This window comes from Pseudoalteromonas sp. PS1M3 (assembly GCF_016865405.1).
GTDB lineage: Bacteria > Pseudomonadota > Gammaproteobacteria > Enterobacterales > Alteromonadaceae > Pseudoalteromonas > Pseudoalteromonas marina.
This window is the reverse complement of record NZ_AP022625.1, coordinates 132,346-148,021: the sequence shown is the minus strand read 5'-3', so window position 1 is coordinate 148,021 and position 15,676 is coordinate 132,346. Positions and strand designations below refer to the sequence as shown.

General features: G+C 39.5%; 11 protein-coding genes. 3 read left to right on the top strand and 8 right to left on the bottom strand.

Features of this window, described 5'->3' with window-relative positions; translation table 11 throughout:
• Positions 1–2 precede the first annotated feature (2 nt).
• Positions 3–1,502: a DUF2235 domain-containing protein gene (locus tag PS1M3_RS17415; RefSeq protein ID WP_008130858.1), complete on the top strand. Its 1,500-nt coding sequence runs from the start codon at positions 3–5 to the stop codon at positions 1,500–1,502.
• A gap of 702 nt (positions 1,503–2,204) precedes the next feature.
• Here PS1M3_RS17415 and arfA read toward each other — a convergent pair.
• The 8 genes from arfA to PS1M3_RS17375 form a co-directional block, all read right to left on the bottom strand.
• Positions 2,205–2,405, bottom strand: a complete 201-nt coding sequence (gene arfA / locus PS1M3_RS17410) for an alternative ribosome rescue factor ArfA (protein WP_006793520.1) — start codon at positions 2,403–2,405, stop codon at positions 2,205–2,207.
• Between the two features lie 371 nt (positions 2,406–2,776).
• Positions 2,777–5,317: a TonB-dependent siderophore receptor gene (locus PS1M3_RS17405; protein WP_203987816.1), complete on the bottom strand. Its 2,541-nt coding sequence runs from the start codon at positions 5,315–5,317 to the stop codon at positions 2,777–2,779.
• Between the two features lie 248 nt (positions 5,318–5,565).
• Positions 5,566–6,477 (bottom strand): sensor histidine kinase, encoded by a 912-nt coding sequence (locus PS1M3_RS17400; RefSeq protein WP_008133203.1) that lies wholly within the window; start codon positions 6,475–6,477, stop codon positions 5,566–5,568.
• A 120-nt stretch (positions 6,478–6,597) separates the two neighbouring features.
• The gene (locus PS1M3_RS17395; RefSeq protein ID WP_203987814.1) at positions 6,598–7,725 is read right to left on the bottom strand and encodes an HDOD domain-containing protein; all 1,128 of its coding nucleotides are present in this window, start codon (positions 7,723–7,725) and stop codon (positions 6,598–6,600) included.
• On the bottom strand, positions 7,722–9,731 hold the full coding sequence (locus tag PS1M3_RS17390; RefSeq protein WP_203987812.1) for an EAL domain-containing protein: 2,010 nt from the start codon (positions 9,729–9,731) through the stop codon (positions 7,722–7,724). The genes PS1M3_RS17395 and PS1M3_RS17390 overlap by 4 nt, the downstream gene beginning before the upstream one ends.
• A 292-nt stretch (positions 9,732–10,023) precedes the next feature.
• A complete protein-coding gene (locus PS1M3_RS17385; protein WP_008133196.1) occupies positions 10,024–11,301 on the bottom strand; it encodes an ATP-binding protein in 1,278 nt (425 codons plus the stop codon).
• Positions 11,301–11,876, bottom strand: a complete 576-nt coding sequence (locus tag PS1M3_RS17380) for a chemotaxis protein CheX (RefSeq protein WP_008133195.1) — start codon at positions 11,874–11,876, stop codon at positions 11,301–11,303. The genes PS1M3_RS17385 and PS1M3_RS17380 overlap by 1 nt, the downstream gene beginning before the upstream one ends.
• Positions 11,873–12,238 carry a response regulator gene (locus PS1M3_RS17375; protein ID WP_008133194.1) on the bottom strand — a complete coding sequence of 122 codons (366 nt, stop codon included), beginning with the start codon at positions 12,236–12,238 and terminating at the stop codon, positions 11,873–11,875. Before PS1M3_RS17375 ends, PS1M3_RS17380 begins: the two co-directional genes overlap by 4 nt.
• 245 nt (positions 12,239–12,483) lie before the next feature.
• Here PS1M3_RS17375 and PS1M3_RS17370 point away from each other — a divergent pair, with 245 nt between their 5' ends.
• Together PS1M3_RS17370 and hemH are read left to right on the top strand one after the other, a co-directional pair.
• Complete coding sequence (locus PS1M3_RS17370) at positions 12,484–13,818, top strand: HD domain-containing phosphohydrolase (RefSeq protein WP_008133193.1); 1,335 nt, start codon at positions 12,484–12,486, stop codon at positions 13,816–13,818.
• 74 nt (positions 13,819–13,892) lie between these two features.
• Positions 13,893–14,912 carry a ferrochelatase gene (hemH, locus tag PS1M3_RS17365; protein WP_006793511.1) on the top strand — a complete coding sequence of 340 codons (1,020 nt, stop codon included), beginning with the start codon at positions 13,893–13,895 and terminating at the stop codon, positions 14,910–14,912.
• Positions 14,913–15,676 lie beyond the last annotated feature (764 nt).

Here is a 15,676-nt window from a genome sequence, read left to right as displayed (position 1 = left end):
CAATGACGGGAAAAACACTAGTTTTTAACTTTGATGGCACAGGAAATGAGCCCCGTGACGCAGACCAATTTAGCTCAGAGCATTTTAAAGAAGACAGTAGTATTTCTAACATTGTTAAGCTGCACTTATTATTAGGCGGCAAACTTGATGGTTCCCCCACTACACCTTTCTCGCAACAATTGAGCTTTTATTATCAAGGTATTGGCACTAAAGGTAGCCGGTTAAAACGCATTTTAAACCAAACTTTAGCGCCACGTGGTGACGATGTTGCCAGTATTTTAAATCAAGCCATGCGTGATTTTAAAACGCATTACCAACTAGGCGATACCCTTTTACTTACCGGTTTTAGCCGAGGTGGCGCTCTCGCTAGGCGTTTTGCAAAAATTCTGGAACCTTTGATTAGTAATAATGTGTACGTATGTGTATTTGATACCGTGGCCTCAATTGGCTTATCAAAAGTGAGTAAAGCGACACGCGGCGCCGAGCACGTTATTTTTGAAAACCACACCATTGCTAATAATATTTCACAAGCACTGCACTGCGTGGCACTTGATGAAAAACGCCGTGCGTTTGAGCCTACGCTGATGAACCATCAAAATAACATTACTGAACTGTGGTTTGCAGGCGCGCATTCAGACATTGGCGGTGGATACTACCGTGATGGTTTAGCTGATATTTGCTTACGTTATGCACTTGAGTGGATTATTGAGCAGCCGTTAGCTATTTCATTGTTAACAAGTCACGATATTAACTACAAAACTCTTCTTCCAGATAGTAATTTAATTGCACAAGACGATCTCACTGTTATCCCCGACTCACTTGCACTGAGCCACCAGCAAAATTACTTTTGGTTAAACTCGTTCTTTAAGCTGGTAGATAGAGAGTGCTTTGTGCTGGTGGACAACGAAGCAAGTAATATTAAGCCATTAGTTCACCACAGTGTAGCTACACGAATTAATAAGCTCACCAGCTACCGTCCAGAGTCACTTAAAAAGCAGTCATACAACGTTAGCTACAGTGACAACAGCACCTTAAGTTTTACCGGCTTAAGTGCGCACATTACGCTTGCCAACCAAAATATGAGCGTATTAAGTATTGGCCAAAGCCAAGATGTGGTGGTATTTGCCAGTGAGTTTTATAACAAAACGGGCTTAATGCTCGAGCAAGGTGCAACTTATCGCTTTACCCCCTACCCTGATCAACATTGGTTTGACGACGGCATAAAGTGTACACCTAAGGGATGGCATCGAGATGACGTGCAATTAGGCGTTAAAGAAATTCCAATGGCATTACTTGAACCATTCAGACGACTTCCAGATGCTCAGTGGTTCTCATTAGTTGGTGCAATTAATAATAACGAAGAATTTTTATTTAAAATAGCTAATGACGCTACGGTGACTATTACTAAATCAGGTGAATTTAGTCCCTTCGCCAATGACTTAAGCCGCTTTTATGGCGCCAATGCAGGAAAAATAAAAGTAAAAGTAAGCCGCATAAGTTAAATGGGCTGAAGACGCGCAGCTTGATGGCGTTTAAAAGCAACGCTTTAACTGGGAACCACCGAGAAGCGAAGGAGAATACCTAGAAAAGTGACTAAACGATACGTGTGTTTTCACTGTGCAGCGCGAAGCGCCTCGGTGTACTCGGTGGTCATATACAGATAACTTATACTAATTTGCTTTGGCTGCTCGTTTACTCCTCTCTCTTCTCTTTGTGCATTTTTGTATTAAAGATCAATAAATCACAAAGAGGTTTAGAGACGCTTCACTTTTAGAGAAGTAAATAGCATCTTGCGCGAGCAAGCTTCGCGCCTACAGCTTTCACTTCTCATTTGCTCCTCATTTACTTCTCTTTGTGCATTTTTGTATTAAAGATCAATAAATCACAAAAGGGTTTAGAAACGCTTCGCTTTTAGAGAAAAAAATAGCATCTTGCGCGAGCAAGCTTAGCGCCTACAGCTTTCACTTCTCATTTACTCCTCATTCCCTTCTCTTTGTGCATTTTTAATAAAGATCAATAAATTACAAAAAGGTTGAGACGTGCTTTGTTCGGGCTAGAGCTCATACAGCAAATGCACTTCTTATCGCGTTAAATTTACATATCGTGGGCGCCTTAAAGCACCATATTATAGATAAAGACAACACACTTACCCGCATGCTGCGGCAAAAAGTAGGCAGTTAAAAGTCTTATTTGATCGGTGCTATTTAAGCCGCGATTAAATAAGACTCTCGTCCTACGTGTTTGTTATTGCGTTTAAATGAGCCTTTCCCTTTTTTAGCTTTTACCACTTGAGGTTTAAACACTTTAGAGGTTACTAAAGCCGCCAGCGCATTATGATTAATAACACCCCGACCGGTGTCTACCGCACTATTATTTGCGGCTTTGCTTTTCGATTTTTTAGCCATTTTATTTCCTAACTATTTATAACAATAAGAACCTTAAGAAGTGGCGATTGTATGCCTAATTTTCAAGCTTGCAAGTAATTTTATCATTACACAACGCTCTTTTTTCATAATAAATAAACATAAAAAAAGCGCAGTAAATAACTGCGCTTAGTAGTAACCTGAACACTGGATAATAAATCTATCTCTAGCAGCTATTTCCAGCGCTAACAGCGTTGAATTTACTTGAAATAGGCTAGCTATTGACGCGTAAATTCGCCTTGTTTCCACTGAAAACCTCTGGCTAGAGAAATAAGCTTAAATATCATCATGATAAAATATGTTGGTATATCTCTTAACCAGAGTTCAGGTTAAATAGTTTTTAGCTCAAGTAATTAAAATTCAAAGCTTACTTTTGCATAATATGTACGCCCGTCAAAGCCATAAGGCAATGCACGTACTGGGTATTTAAACGCACCATTGGTAATAAAGTTAAGTACTTCGTCATCACCTAACTCATTAGGTGTTTCATCAAATACGTTGTCGGCACCAACAGAAAGCGTAAACATCTCATTAATGTCATAACTTACGTTTACATCAACTAACACAGCTGATTCAACTGTACTTGTTGGTTTAAACGACCCCGTTGGAGAAAGCTCTCCCGGTAATGAAATATGGTCGTTACCAAAGTATTTTACATCGGTTTCGCCAAAGTAATTAAAACGAAGTGTTGAAGTATATGCGTCGCGCGCATAATCAAATGTCAGCGTGGCACGCTCACTTGGCTGTCCATCAGTAAAAAAGCTACGTTGTAAGTCATCAAAGGCAACCGCTTCTGGAATACCTTCTTCTGCATTTACGTTATCAATTTTAGTGTCGTTCAAATTACCAGCAAAAGTAACACCCAAATTAGCCCCGTCGATCTCAGTACGATACGAAGCAATAATATCAACACCTTGTGTAGTAGAATCAACGGAGTTTGAGAAGTAATTAGCCTGTACTGCGCCTGTAGCTTGAAGCGCAGCAAGCGCATCTGGGCTAAACGATACGTCGTCAGCCGATAACAAACTTCCTAACGTTATGCGGTCTTTAATTTCCACACGGTAAAAGTCAACTGTAAGTGAAAGCTCGCTGCTTACATCGTAAACAAATCCCGCGCTGTAGTTAGTTGAAGTCTCAAGCTCTAAAGTATCAACCCCTAACGCACTTGGAAATGCCGTGCCTGTGTTAGCAGTAAACGACTGAGTTAACGAGCCATCCGACCCTAGGTTGGTTGTAAAAGCTGTATAACCGCTTTGCTGAAGCGAAGGCGCTCTAAAGCCAGTTGATACCGCACCACGAACAGCAAAGTCATTATTAAACTCGTAACGTGTCGCTAGTTTACCTATTAAATCGTCACCCGCATCTGAAAAGTCTTCATAGCGAAGTGCACCACTAACGTTCCATGCATCTGTAATCATCGTTTCTACATCTACAAATATCGCGTAGCTATTTCGATCACTATTATTTGCCGCTTCTGGGCGTAGGCCGTTATACGCCTGAAATCCACACTGCGCAAATTGATTTTCGTCATTGACTGACGGATAAGAAGTATCAGTATTAGCTAAACCACAAGCATACGACGCTTGGCTGCCTGGTACTATTTCGTAATTTTCTTTTCGGTATTCTGCGCCAATAGTTACGTATAGTGGTTCACTGCGACCAATATCTACAATGCCGTTAAAATCAGCATTAAATGTAGTTTGATCAAATCTAAATCCACCTGAATAGCCACCGGTTGGGCCTGCATTAGCTGCAATATCAGCATCGCTTGCATCAGGGTTATTAAATAAGTACTCGGCAGCGTAAGACGCATTTAAGGTATTACGCGAGGTAAAATCGTATTGGTTTTCACCATATACAGCCGACACATCGTAAGTCCAATCTGGGTTTATATCCCCTTTAAACCCTATTGCAAACGAAAGATCTTGTGCTTCATTGTATATACGCGGTAAAAAACCATCACTGTATACTTGAGTCACGTTTTTAGACGCTTCGTTAAAGTTACGATAAAAACCATTACCTAACGCGCTTCGCTCTGAGAACCCACCAAACGAGTAAAGCTCGCTATCGCCAACAGGCAGTGCCATATTGTAAAACAGCGATGTGAATTCGCTATCAGCGTTACCCTGTCCCCAGCGAACATCCTCTGAAAGCGTTCCGGGCTCTACATTTAACGACCCCCCCGTATCGCGTTCTGCACGGTTAGTCCCGTCAGCATCTCGGTATTCTAGTGATAAATTAATAAAACCACCTTCGTTACCTAACTCAAAACCACGGTTTAAACCTGCGGTAACTGTGTCGCCGTCGCCTTCGCTTGTGCCGCCATACTGAACAAAGCCCGTTGTTACACCTGTTGAATTATTAAGTGATAAGTTGATTACACCCGCTATTGCATCGGAGCCATATTTTGCCGCTGCGCCATCACGAAGTACTTCAACGCCTTTAAGCGCAGTTAACGGAATTGCGTTCATATCGGTACCGGCAGCACCAGCACCAACCGTCCCATTAAGACCAAAAATAGATTGATTATGACGGCGTTTACCATTGACCAATACCAGCGTTTGATCGGGTTGTAAACCACGAAGTGTAGCAGGTCTAAATAAGTCAGAACCATCTGACACCTGCGTACGCGAAAAGTTAAATGACGGTGCTGTAGCTTGTAGGCTTTGGCCAAGCTCAGTGTAACCGCCTTTATTTAAATCATCTGAGTCTATTAAATCTATTGGTGAAGATGACTCTGTTGAGGTGCGATTAGACACCCGAGAGCCTAATACAGATATTTGTTCAATATTTTTAGCAGCTTGAACGGGGGCTTCTTGCGCGATAACAACGCCTGGTGCGCATACTGCAAATGCAACTGCCGCTGCAAGTGTATTTAAACGATATGTTGACATAGTGACGACCCTGTTTATGTGTGTTCTTATAGTTTATTTGGCGATTTAGCATCGCCAATGAGGAACATCCTAGCAACATTAGCAAATAAAAAGAAATGAAAAATTTTAAATTAAAGGCCTAAGTATGCAAATAAAGTTCAAATTAAGAAAAAAACACACCAAAAAGGCTAAAATTAATGCAAACAAGGAATTAAACTTACAAAATAAATACTTAACACATTATTTACATTGAGTATTTATTTATTAACTTATTCTTTTAAGGGGAGTGAGCATAAAATGGACGTACCTGTCTCTATTATGCTGTTAACTTGTATCTTTCCTGCGTGTTCTTGCACTATTGAGTGCACAAGAGTTAGCCCCATCCCACTATTTTTTCCTACTTCTTTGGTCGTGAAAAAAGGGTCAAACATCTGTTCTTGTACATGGTTTGTCATGCCACAACCGTTATCTTTTATCTCAATACAAATAAAGCTATTTTGTTCAAAAACACGCACTTCAACAATGCACCCTTTGGTGTCATTATGCTCACAGGCTTCTCGGGCATTAATGAGTAAATTAACAAAAAGCTGATTAATTGAAGCTAAATTACAATAAATAGGCGGTACATTTTCAAAATCGGTTTTTATAGCGCACAGCGATAGCTGACTTTCAAGAAGCTTAAGCATATTTACAGCAACATCGACTATGTTGACGAGCTGAACTGCATGGCATTCATTAGATTCAGAAAAATTAAGTAAATTTTGAACGCAATAGTTAACCTGCCTTAAGGTGCTCGCGCTGTCTTTTATTTTGGCCGACAAGTCATTGCTAATCCAAGCAAATGGGTGTTGTAAATTAAGTAAGTCGAGCTCGTGTTTAAACTGGCTTTCTTTGAGTTCACCGTTTAAGTATTGCTCGCTGATATTTAGTAATGTGGAGATTATTGGGCTGCTATGGCTAAGGTTATCTATCGTATTAATTGCTTGTGACAATGGGGTGCTTATTTCCGAAGCCGCATCAACACTTAACGTACCCAATGTTGCCATTTTAGTACTTTGGACAAGCATTTTTTTATACCGTGCTAATTCGGACTCTTTTTCACTTAGTTGCTTTTGTAACGACTTAAGGTTTTTTTCATCGTTTAAACATACACTTTCTAAAAGACTCTCTACTTCATTCATGCCAGTATCCCTATAGCTTGTATAACTAATATTTAGTTGCCAAACTGAAAATACGCAACCAGATCTCCTTTTTGTTCTGTAAATAAATGTGTAAATTGACAATAAACAGGCAGGTTAAGCTTAAAGCACTTCCCACTCAAACGTATTTATTGCCTCACAAAAGGATGAACAAATCCCCTGTTGCTGACAACCAACAATAAGGGCCTCGTTAGACTGCTTTTGAAATAACTTTTGATGAACAATATAAAGGGTATTACTCAAATTATCAGCGGGGGTTTTTAACTCATTGGAGTTTAAAATTAATGCGCACAGCTGCGTACTCTGCCCCCATAGTTTCATGATATAAGCAGATACATGGAGGTAATTTATACTTTGCTCAGGCTCAGTTAATTTGTGTTGGTCCGTCACTTCTTCAACATTTATTAATTTACCAACAAAACTCAATAGCGCCACTGAAAATAGCAAAGCCTGCTCTTTTAAGTTCATACCTATATGTTGTGCAAATTTTTTAACACAACTAGCATAATGTGTTGCAACATGTATTTGCTTTTCGTGATCGATGGCCGATATAGAAGGAGGCAAATTTTCTGCCATTAATAATGATGTACTAATTGACAATAAAATAGTCGTACCAAGGCGAGAAACGGCTTCTTCTATAGAGACTGTTTTACGTGTGAAGCCCAAATAGGCCGAGTTAGCAAGTTGCAGCAACTTAGCAACAATAACAGGCTCCTTAGAGACAAGCTCGGCTACTTCAGTTAGGTCAAACTCTCCACTATCAATAAGCGTATTGAGCTCTTGCAGCAGTGAAGGATAAACCGGAAAGCTAGACATTGCCCCCAGTTTTCTTCTCATACTTTCTGAAAACGGGAGTGCTTTTAATTCTGCCACATTGTTAAACAAAAGTATTAAATCGTCTTTATTAAATGGTTTAGCAAGATACATATGCACAACGTTACATTGACGCATTTTTTCGGTTAACGACGGGTCCCCCGTGAGCAAAGCCCTCACTGGGTACGAATTTTCAATTAAACAGCGCTCTAACACATCTAATCCATTAACGTGCGGCATTAAGTAATCGCTTATAATTAGGTCTATTGATTTATTATTTTTAAGCACAGACCAAAATTCATTTATTCCACTCACCGTAATAACGTCAGCAGCGGGGTATATTCTGTTAATAGTTCTATGTAGCGCCTTTAATATAAACAGCTCGTCGTCAAATAAAACTACTCTCATTGTTTTCATTCATCACCGCGCACATTAGTATTTATTAAGTAATCATAAAACTCATCCGCAGGCAAAGGTCTAGAAAAATAAAAACCTTGAATATAATCACAGCCAAGTCTTTCTACCAATTTACATTCGTGAGCCGTCTCGACTCCTTCTGCAATCACCTTTAAATTAAGATCATGGGACATACGCACAATGTTTCTGATCATACTTTGCATTTCAAGGGATGAATCTAAACCACTTATCAGCTCCTTATCTAATTTTATGCCATCGATTGATAACTTTGAAAGATACGCAAGCGATGAATAACCAATGCCAAAATCGTCAATTTGCACTTCAAAACCCAAGCCGCGTAGCCTTGTTATTTGCAGCTGACATTCGTGTAAGTCATCCATTAAATACGTCTCTGTAAGCTCAAACTGAATACTTGATGCACTGAGGTTGTTCTCATTTAGAGACTCAAGCATAAAGTCTATCCATTCAGGGTCTTCTTTAATTTGCCGAGCAGAAAGGTTTATAGCGAGTTTACCTACTTCAACTTTTTGCAAGTTCCATTGCTTAAGCTGCTTAAAACTCTGAGAAATGACAAATCGGCTAATAGCAATAATTTGGCCATCGCATTCTGAAATAGGTATAAATAAACTAGGAGACACCCACCCATACTTTGTTGGTTCGTACCACCTAATAAGCACTTCGGCACCACTTACTTTATGTGTTGTTAAATCTATTTTAGGCTGAAAACATAAACTAAATTCTTCGTTATCAATTGCTTTAAAAAGTAACCGGCTTAACTCAAAGTTTTTTCGGTAGTCATTCACAAGCTCTGCATCAAAGCGGGTAAAAAATCGTTGCTGTTTTTTAGCCAAGTAGTTCATATTCAAACTAAGATGATTTATAAGCTCTTTGCCCGACAAAACATCGTCAGGAAAAATGCCGTACACGCCATAAAGCTCTAAACTCATTCCTTTGTAACGTTGGGGGATAGCCTCTGTAAATAAGGTCATTGTTTTATTAAGTGCGGCAAGTAATGTGGCATCGTTACTTGCGTGAGGTACAGATAACATAAACTGGTTAGAATGCTTTTGACACATTCTTACCTTTTCACCAAAGGTATTGTGCAATACTTTTGCAAGCAAGTGTGTAAACTCGTAAGCGCTTTGGTAATCTAATAAATCAGCAATAAGTTCAAATTTAGCAATACCGATAAAAATAACCGTGTAGCTAGTGTTTTCACCTTCATACTCATTTAGCTGTTGATAAAAAGCAGGTTCTTTAATTAAAAAATCACCAAAGCTTTCTATTAAAAATTTGTTACTCGATTTACTCGGGTTAACCGACAACTTCAGTAACTGACAAAAATCATCAGACCAATAACGTTCCAAAATAAACTCGTATTCTTTTTCGCTTTCTGCGCATTTACGAGCAATAAATAACATATTGGTTTTATTACTTAAAAAGGCCATCAAGTCGTCTTTATTTGGCTGTGCGTCTATATTAATTATGTAATCATCAACATAGCTGTATAATCCAGGGAAAATAGTCTGGGCGGGGGCATTAAAGCGAGTTATTTTGCCTTCCTCATTTATTTCAATAAGTGCCGTTACGCTTCCAAGTAGTAGTTGATCACGCTCGTGCTGTGCAATGCGTTTGCAATACAGCCTTTGTGCTTGTTTAATTGTGTCAACCAGCTCACCTTCGCCCCATGGCTTTTGTAAAAATTTAATCGCAAGCCCTTGATTAAGAAGCTCAACAACCGAATTAAAATCAGCACGACCACTAAGCACTATGTTTATTATATCTGGCCAATGTTTTTTGGTTTCTCTTAGTAAGTCGGCCCCTGTCATTTTAGGCATTCTGTAATCGGTAATAATCACCGACACATCATGTACTTTTAAGTAAGCCAGTGCTTCTTGTCCACTAGTCGCTAGAGCTACTTGTTTAAAGCCGGCGCGCTTTAAAACGCGCTTTAAAGAGCGTAAGACATTTTCTTCATCATCAACCAAAAGGATACTAGGTTCCACTATTGGCTCCCATTGTTATTTAATCTCAAATAAAGATTAAAACGGCTAATACGACAGCGAATAAAGCACTTATCGTCATTTAAATTGTTATGGCTATAACTTACATATTTTTTTACATAACACTATTGCAAAAATATCGCTTGCTATTTACAAACCACCAACCCAATCATAAAGAATTAATATAATAAAAAATACCAATCCAATATAATTAGCTAATAATAAACAATACCAGCAACACTATTCAATCAACCTTTAGTCACAAAACACACCTCTCTTCGCGCTGTTTTTTAACTCATGAACTTTTTGGGGTATTGAAAACAAACACAAAGCGACTGCCTTCACCCACTTTACTCAGTACATCAACACTTGCTTCGTGCTCTTCAATAATGGTGTACACCTCAGACAAGCCTAAACCGGTACCTTGTCCAACCTCTTTGGTTGTATAAAAGGGGTCAAAAATTCGCTCTAAATCAGACTCAGCAATACCTGCGCCAGTGTCTTCAATAATAAGCCTTATTTTGTCTTGTTCTTGCTTACACTCAATGGTCAGTGTTCCTCCAGAAACCATAGCCTGTAACGAGTTTAAAATAGTATTAAACAAGAGTTGCCGTATTTTACTGGCCTTACCCCATATAAAAACAGGCTCTGCAGGGAACTGCTTTTCAATTTGAACTTTATATTTGAGCTCATTTTTTAACACAATCAAAGTAGACTCAATCTCAGCGCATAAGTCTACTTCCATCCAGCTTTCTTCATCGCTTAATGCAAAATCTCGTAAGCTATTAACAATTTTTTTAACTCGCTCTGCGCCATCTAGCGACTCATCGAGTAGCTCTGGTAAATCTTCTAGTATAAAGTCAACACCCTGGCGTTCGTATACATCCTCAAGTAATTTTATAAAGCGATCTTCAGCCTGTTTTACAATGATTTTTTTTTGCGTCTGCGTTGTTTTTATTAGTTTTAATGCATAATCCTTGAGCGTTTCTAGGTTTGAGCTCACAAACCCTATTGGGTTATTAATTTCATGTGCAACCCCTGCAGCCAACTGACCTATAGACGCCATTTTTTCTGATTGCAGCATTTTCTTTTGCGCTATTTTTAACTCTTGATGCATTGCCTTTAATTGTTGATGCTCGTCTTCTAGCGCATTTTTTAAATCAGATTGCTGAATAAAATAACTGGCCTCTGCGGTTACATCTGTCACAAAAATGCTGACGTGTGTCACCTCCGCATTTTCATTTGATAGCGGCATAAATTGCACATTTTGATACATTTGCGACTCATCCCCGGTAATAGGACGACTGCTTCGCATGGGGAATACATGGGGGCGTTGTTGCCAGTAACTAAAGCTTGGGTTTTTTAAAATAAATACACTGTCAATTTTACGTTTTAAAAAACGCGCTTGTTCTTCAAATACAGTTAATAGAGGTTGGCCAACTAAATCGGGTTGGCGAATGGTTAATCCACCTAAAAACGTAGGGTTAGCGAAAGTGATTGTCATATCCTGATTTATAATACAGGCACCAATAGGAAGTTGATCAATGACACGTTCAAACTCGCTTTTTTCCATCAATCCTCCAATAAGGCTTTGATTGGTATTAACAGCTGTTCAATAGACCCTTCACTTAAGCCAATGAGTATGCGCGCATCAAATTGCATTTGCTCAATAAAAAATTCAACTTCTATAATTAAAATAGACGACCACTCATTACTATGAGCAGATTGCACCGGATAATAAAACGCAGGCATATTTAATTGCGTTGATAACTCAAGCTGGCTGGTAAAGCCTTGTAAGCAAGCAGCAGATAAAATGTTGGTAATTTCTAAAACAAGTTCTTCTGTTGCGGCTTCATCGAGCGGTAAGTCAAAATCCATCACTTGAGCCAACGCATTGCAACCGTCTTTGTGCATGCTCATTATCACTTCACCACGAATGGTGCCTGTGAACGACTGCCGGGCAAACCAGTTATTTGAAAGGCTATTAATCATTCCCTGAAAATCTTCAGGAGACATTGCTTGAATAGCAGGAATAGACAAAGACACTTTGGTTTGAATCAGTCGAGCAAGCGCATCGGCCGCTTGCCCCATAGAAATGTTCATTATTTCTTGAAGCGCATCGCGCTCGTCTTCGTTTATTTCAATCATAACAAGCCAACATCCAGCAAGGTTTCGCGTAATTGGTCGGCTTTTAAAGGCTTTTGTAAAAACCTAAAAGCGCCCATAGAGCTAACAAGCGCCTGTGCTGCAGGTTGAATATCTGCACTAATTACTATAACAATGGTTTTTTGATGCTCTTGCTGCAGCTCTTTTAACACTTCAAAGCCATCCATTTGTGGCATTTGCAAGTCTAAAAACAGTACCTCCGCTAACCCAGCATGCACAGCGTCTAGCGCTTCAACTCCATTTTTAGCTTCGTGAATCGTAATATCCCAATCTTCAGGAAGTGCGCGTTTAATTGTTTTTCTTGAAAGTGCTGAGTCATCAGCTATTGTAACCGGTATTGGCATACAGTCCTCGCTATACAATATTAGTACGTAACCTTCTGTTTTAGAGTAGAAGTAATTAGTAATTTCTGCAAAAAAATAGCCTAAAAATTCGCTTTTTACGCTGGGTTTTTATTGTTTTTTTATGCATTTTAAATTCACGCATTAATAAAATTTGTTGTGGTTAATAAAATCTGACAATTCAGTTGTTTATAAGCCGAGGTTAGACTAAATTTAACCGTATATCAGATTTGGCTGGCTTTACTTTTATGCAAAAAACCTCTGAACTAGAAGAATTTAACAACAGACCTGCCCACATTTTATGCCTAGACGACGAAGCAAGTGTTTTAAAGTCACTTGTACGGCTGTTACGAATGAACAAATTTAATGTGGTTGTATCGACCGACGGACACGACGCACTTCAAAAAATGACAGCCACACAGTTTGATGTGGTCATAAGTGACATGCGTATGCCCAAAATGAGCGGCGCAGAGTTTTTAGCCAAAGCAAAAAAGCTAGCTCCTGATACTCAACGTATTTTGCTAACGGGCTATTCTGATCTAGAGTCAACGGTTAGTGCAGTAAACGATGGGGGTATTAACGCCTACATTCAAAAGCCTTGGCAAAACGATCACTTAATCGGGGTTATAAAATCAGCAGTTGAAAAGTTTCGCTTAAAAAAGCACAACGAACTACTTCAAGCGCATGTCAAAAAACAAAATGCGCAATTAACCGAACTGAACCAGTCGTTAGAACTCAGAGTAGAAAAGCGTACAAAGCAAATAAAACAAGTGCTCAGGCAGCTTGAAAAAGCAAATGAACGAGAAAAAAACGAGCATAAATCTACCGTAGAACTGCTCTACAATTTTATTAATGCAAACCCTTATCTCGATGGTAACAGAGCACAAAACATTGCTAATACCTGTACGCATATAGCCTTGTACTTAAATGCATCACAAAAAAGTATCGAACTTGCGCCAACTGCGGGTTACCTAGCACAAATAGGATTGCTAGCCATGGACCCCGATCTTTATAAAAAACCAGTGAATAAACTAACCGAAGCACAACGCAAAACCTTTTACACACACCCAAGCACCGCGCAGCTAATGCTTATGCCTGCACTGCATTTACACGATGTATCTGATGCTATTTACTATCAATATGAGCGCTATAACGGCAACGGGTTACCTAAAGGGCTTTCGGGTAACGAAATACCCATTGGTGCCATGGTATTAAGCGTTGCACGTGATTATTGGGAAGCTTATGAACAAAGTGTGGGCGATAACGAGGCCGAACATCACCAGCATGCACTCGACACTATAAAACTTTACAGCGGTACGTTTTATCATCCAAAAATTGTGCGAGCACTTGAAGCCAGCCACAACAAAATGAAAGAGAAGAAAAGCACAGCGGGTTCGGTCACTATTTGTAATGCTCAAGAGCTTAAAGAAAATATGGTATTGGGGAACTCGATACAAAGCCACACTGGCATTATGTTATTACCTAAGGGCCATGTGTTTAGCCGTAAATCAATTGAAAAGTTACAACAACTTGAAGCAAAAAAACCAACCCCCTTTAGAATTATGATTAAAAGCGCTAAATGATTGATCTAAAGCAGGCTTTTTTTCGTTACAATAAGCCTAAAATATACATATAACTTTGCTTGAAGGAGCACAACGTGTCGCGATTTTCTGCCGTAACCGACAATCCCCACGACGGGCGTTTTAATCAAAAAACGGGAATACTACTTACTAATTTAGGGAGCCCAGATGCCCCAACGGCCGCGGCACTGCGTATTTACTTACGCGAGTTTTTATCTGACCCACGTATAGTAGAAATACCACGCCTTGTTTGGATGATCATATTACATGGCATTATTTTAAGAGTACGTCCAAAACGTTCAGCAAAGTTATACAAAAGTATTTGGACAGAAAACGGGTCGCCCCTCACGCACATTACGCGCCAGCAAAGCGAAAAGCTCAACACATTGTTAAAGCAAAAAGGTTACACAAACACCGAAGTTGTTATGGCCATGCGCTACGGGAATCCTTCAATAGAAGCAGGCCTTGAAGAGCTAAGAGACAAAGGCCTCACGCGCATAATTATCATGCCAATGTATCCTCAGTATTCAAGCCCTACAACAGGGTCTACATTTGACGCTGTATCAAGCGTGCTACGCAAATGGCGCTGGGTGCCTGAGCTTCACTTTATAAACGGTTACCACAAAAACACCACTTATATTGAATCGTTAGCTAATAGCATAAGCGAAGATTTAGCAGCCAACGGGATGCCACAAAAAATTGTTTTTTCGTACCACGGTATGCCAAAATTATTTTTAGACAATGGCGACCCATATCATTGCCTGTGCTTACAAACAACGCGACTTGTTGTTGAAAAGCTTGGCCTTGATAAAGACAATGTCATTAGCACTTTCCAAAGCCGATTTGGTAAAGCAGAGTGGTTAAAGCCCTACACCGATGCAACGCTAGAAAGCCTGCCAGCCGAAGGCATTAAAGACGTGGCAATTATAAGCCCTGCTTTTAGCGCCGACTGCCTTGAAACACTAGAAGAGTTAGAAGGCGAAAACCGCGAAATATTTGAAGAAGCAGGCGGCGAAAAATACAGATACATCCCAGCTTTAAACGACAGAGACGATCACATTGAAGCCATATTTGATGTGTTAAAACCAATGTTGTAATCAACTCAATATAAAAAAGGCGTTAATATTAACGCCTTTTTTTATGCCAATAATTCACAAAGAGGTTAAGAGACGCTGCGCTTTTAGAGTTAGTGAAAAGCCCATTATTTACAATGCCATGGCTGAATTTACCTGTAGACGCGCAGCTTGCTGGCGTTTAAAAGCAACGCTTTTACGGGGTATAAAGTAATTAACTCACCACCGAGAAGTGAAGGCCAGGAGAAGTGACCAAACCAATATTTTTTTAACTCTGTGTAGCGCAAAGCGCCTCGGTGTGCTCTGTGGTCATATTTATTTTTAAATAACAAGAAGCTGCCGCTTCTAACGTGAGCAAGCTCTACGTCTACAAAAACAAACTAAACATTGGTATTGCTCTTCTCATTTACTCCTCATTCACTCCTCTTTGTGCATTACAGTTTTGTAAGCTCATTATTTCTAAATTTACTGGTAGACGCGCAGCTTACTGGCGTTTAAAAGCAACGCTTTTACGGGGTATAAAGTAATTAACTCACCACCGAGAAGTGAAGGCCAAGAGAAGTGACCAAACCAATATTTTTTTAACTCTGTGTAGCGCAAAGCGCCTCGGTGTGCTCTGTGGTTATATTTATTTTTAAATAACAAGAAGCTGCCGCTTCTAACGTGAGCAAGCTCTACGTCTACAAAAATAAACTAAACATTGGCTTTGCCCTGATCATTCACTTCTCTTTGTGCATTACAGTTTTATAAGCTCATTATTTCTAAATTTACTGGTAGACGCGCTTTGC

Bases quoted from the DNA above. Each gene is read 5' to 3' on its own strand.
- arfA (WP_006793520.1), bottom strand. From the start codon at position 2,405: ATGGCTAAAAAATCGAAAAGCAAAGCCGCAAATAATAGTGCGGTAGAC.
- PS1M3_RS17385 (WP_008133196.1), bottom strand. From the start codon at position 11,301: ATGGAAAAAAGCGAGTTTGAACGTGTCATTGATCAACTTCCTATTGGT.
- PS1M3_RS17370 (WP_008133193.1), top strand. From the start codon at position 12,484: ATGCAAAAAACCTCTGAACTAGAAGAATTTAACAACAGACCTGCCCAC.
- PS1M3_RS17395 (WP_203987814.1), bottom strand. From the start codon at position 7,725: ATGAAAACAATGAGAGTAGTTTTATTTGACGACGAGCTGTTTATATTA.
- PS1M3_RS17415 (WP_008130858.1), top strand. From the start codon at position 3: ATGACGGGAAAAACACTAGTTTTTAACTTTGATGGCACAGGAAATGAG.
- PS1M3_RS17375 (WP_008133194.1), bottom strand. From the start codon at position 12,238: ATGCCAATACCGGTTACAATAGCTGATGACTCAGCACTTTCAAGAAAA.
- PS1M3_RS17380 (WP_008133195.1), bottom strand. From the start codon at position 11,876: ATGATTGAAATAAACGAAGACGAGCGCGATGCGCTTCAAGAAATAATG.
- PS1M3_RS17405 (WP_203987816.1), bottom strand. From the start codon at position 5,317: ATGTCAACATATCGTTTAAATACACTTGCAGCGGCAGTTGCATTTGCA.
- PS1M3_RS17400 (WP_008133203.1), bottom strand. From the start codon at position 6,477: ATGAATGAAGTAGAGAGTCTTTTAGAAAGTGTATGTTTAAACGATGAA.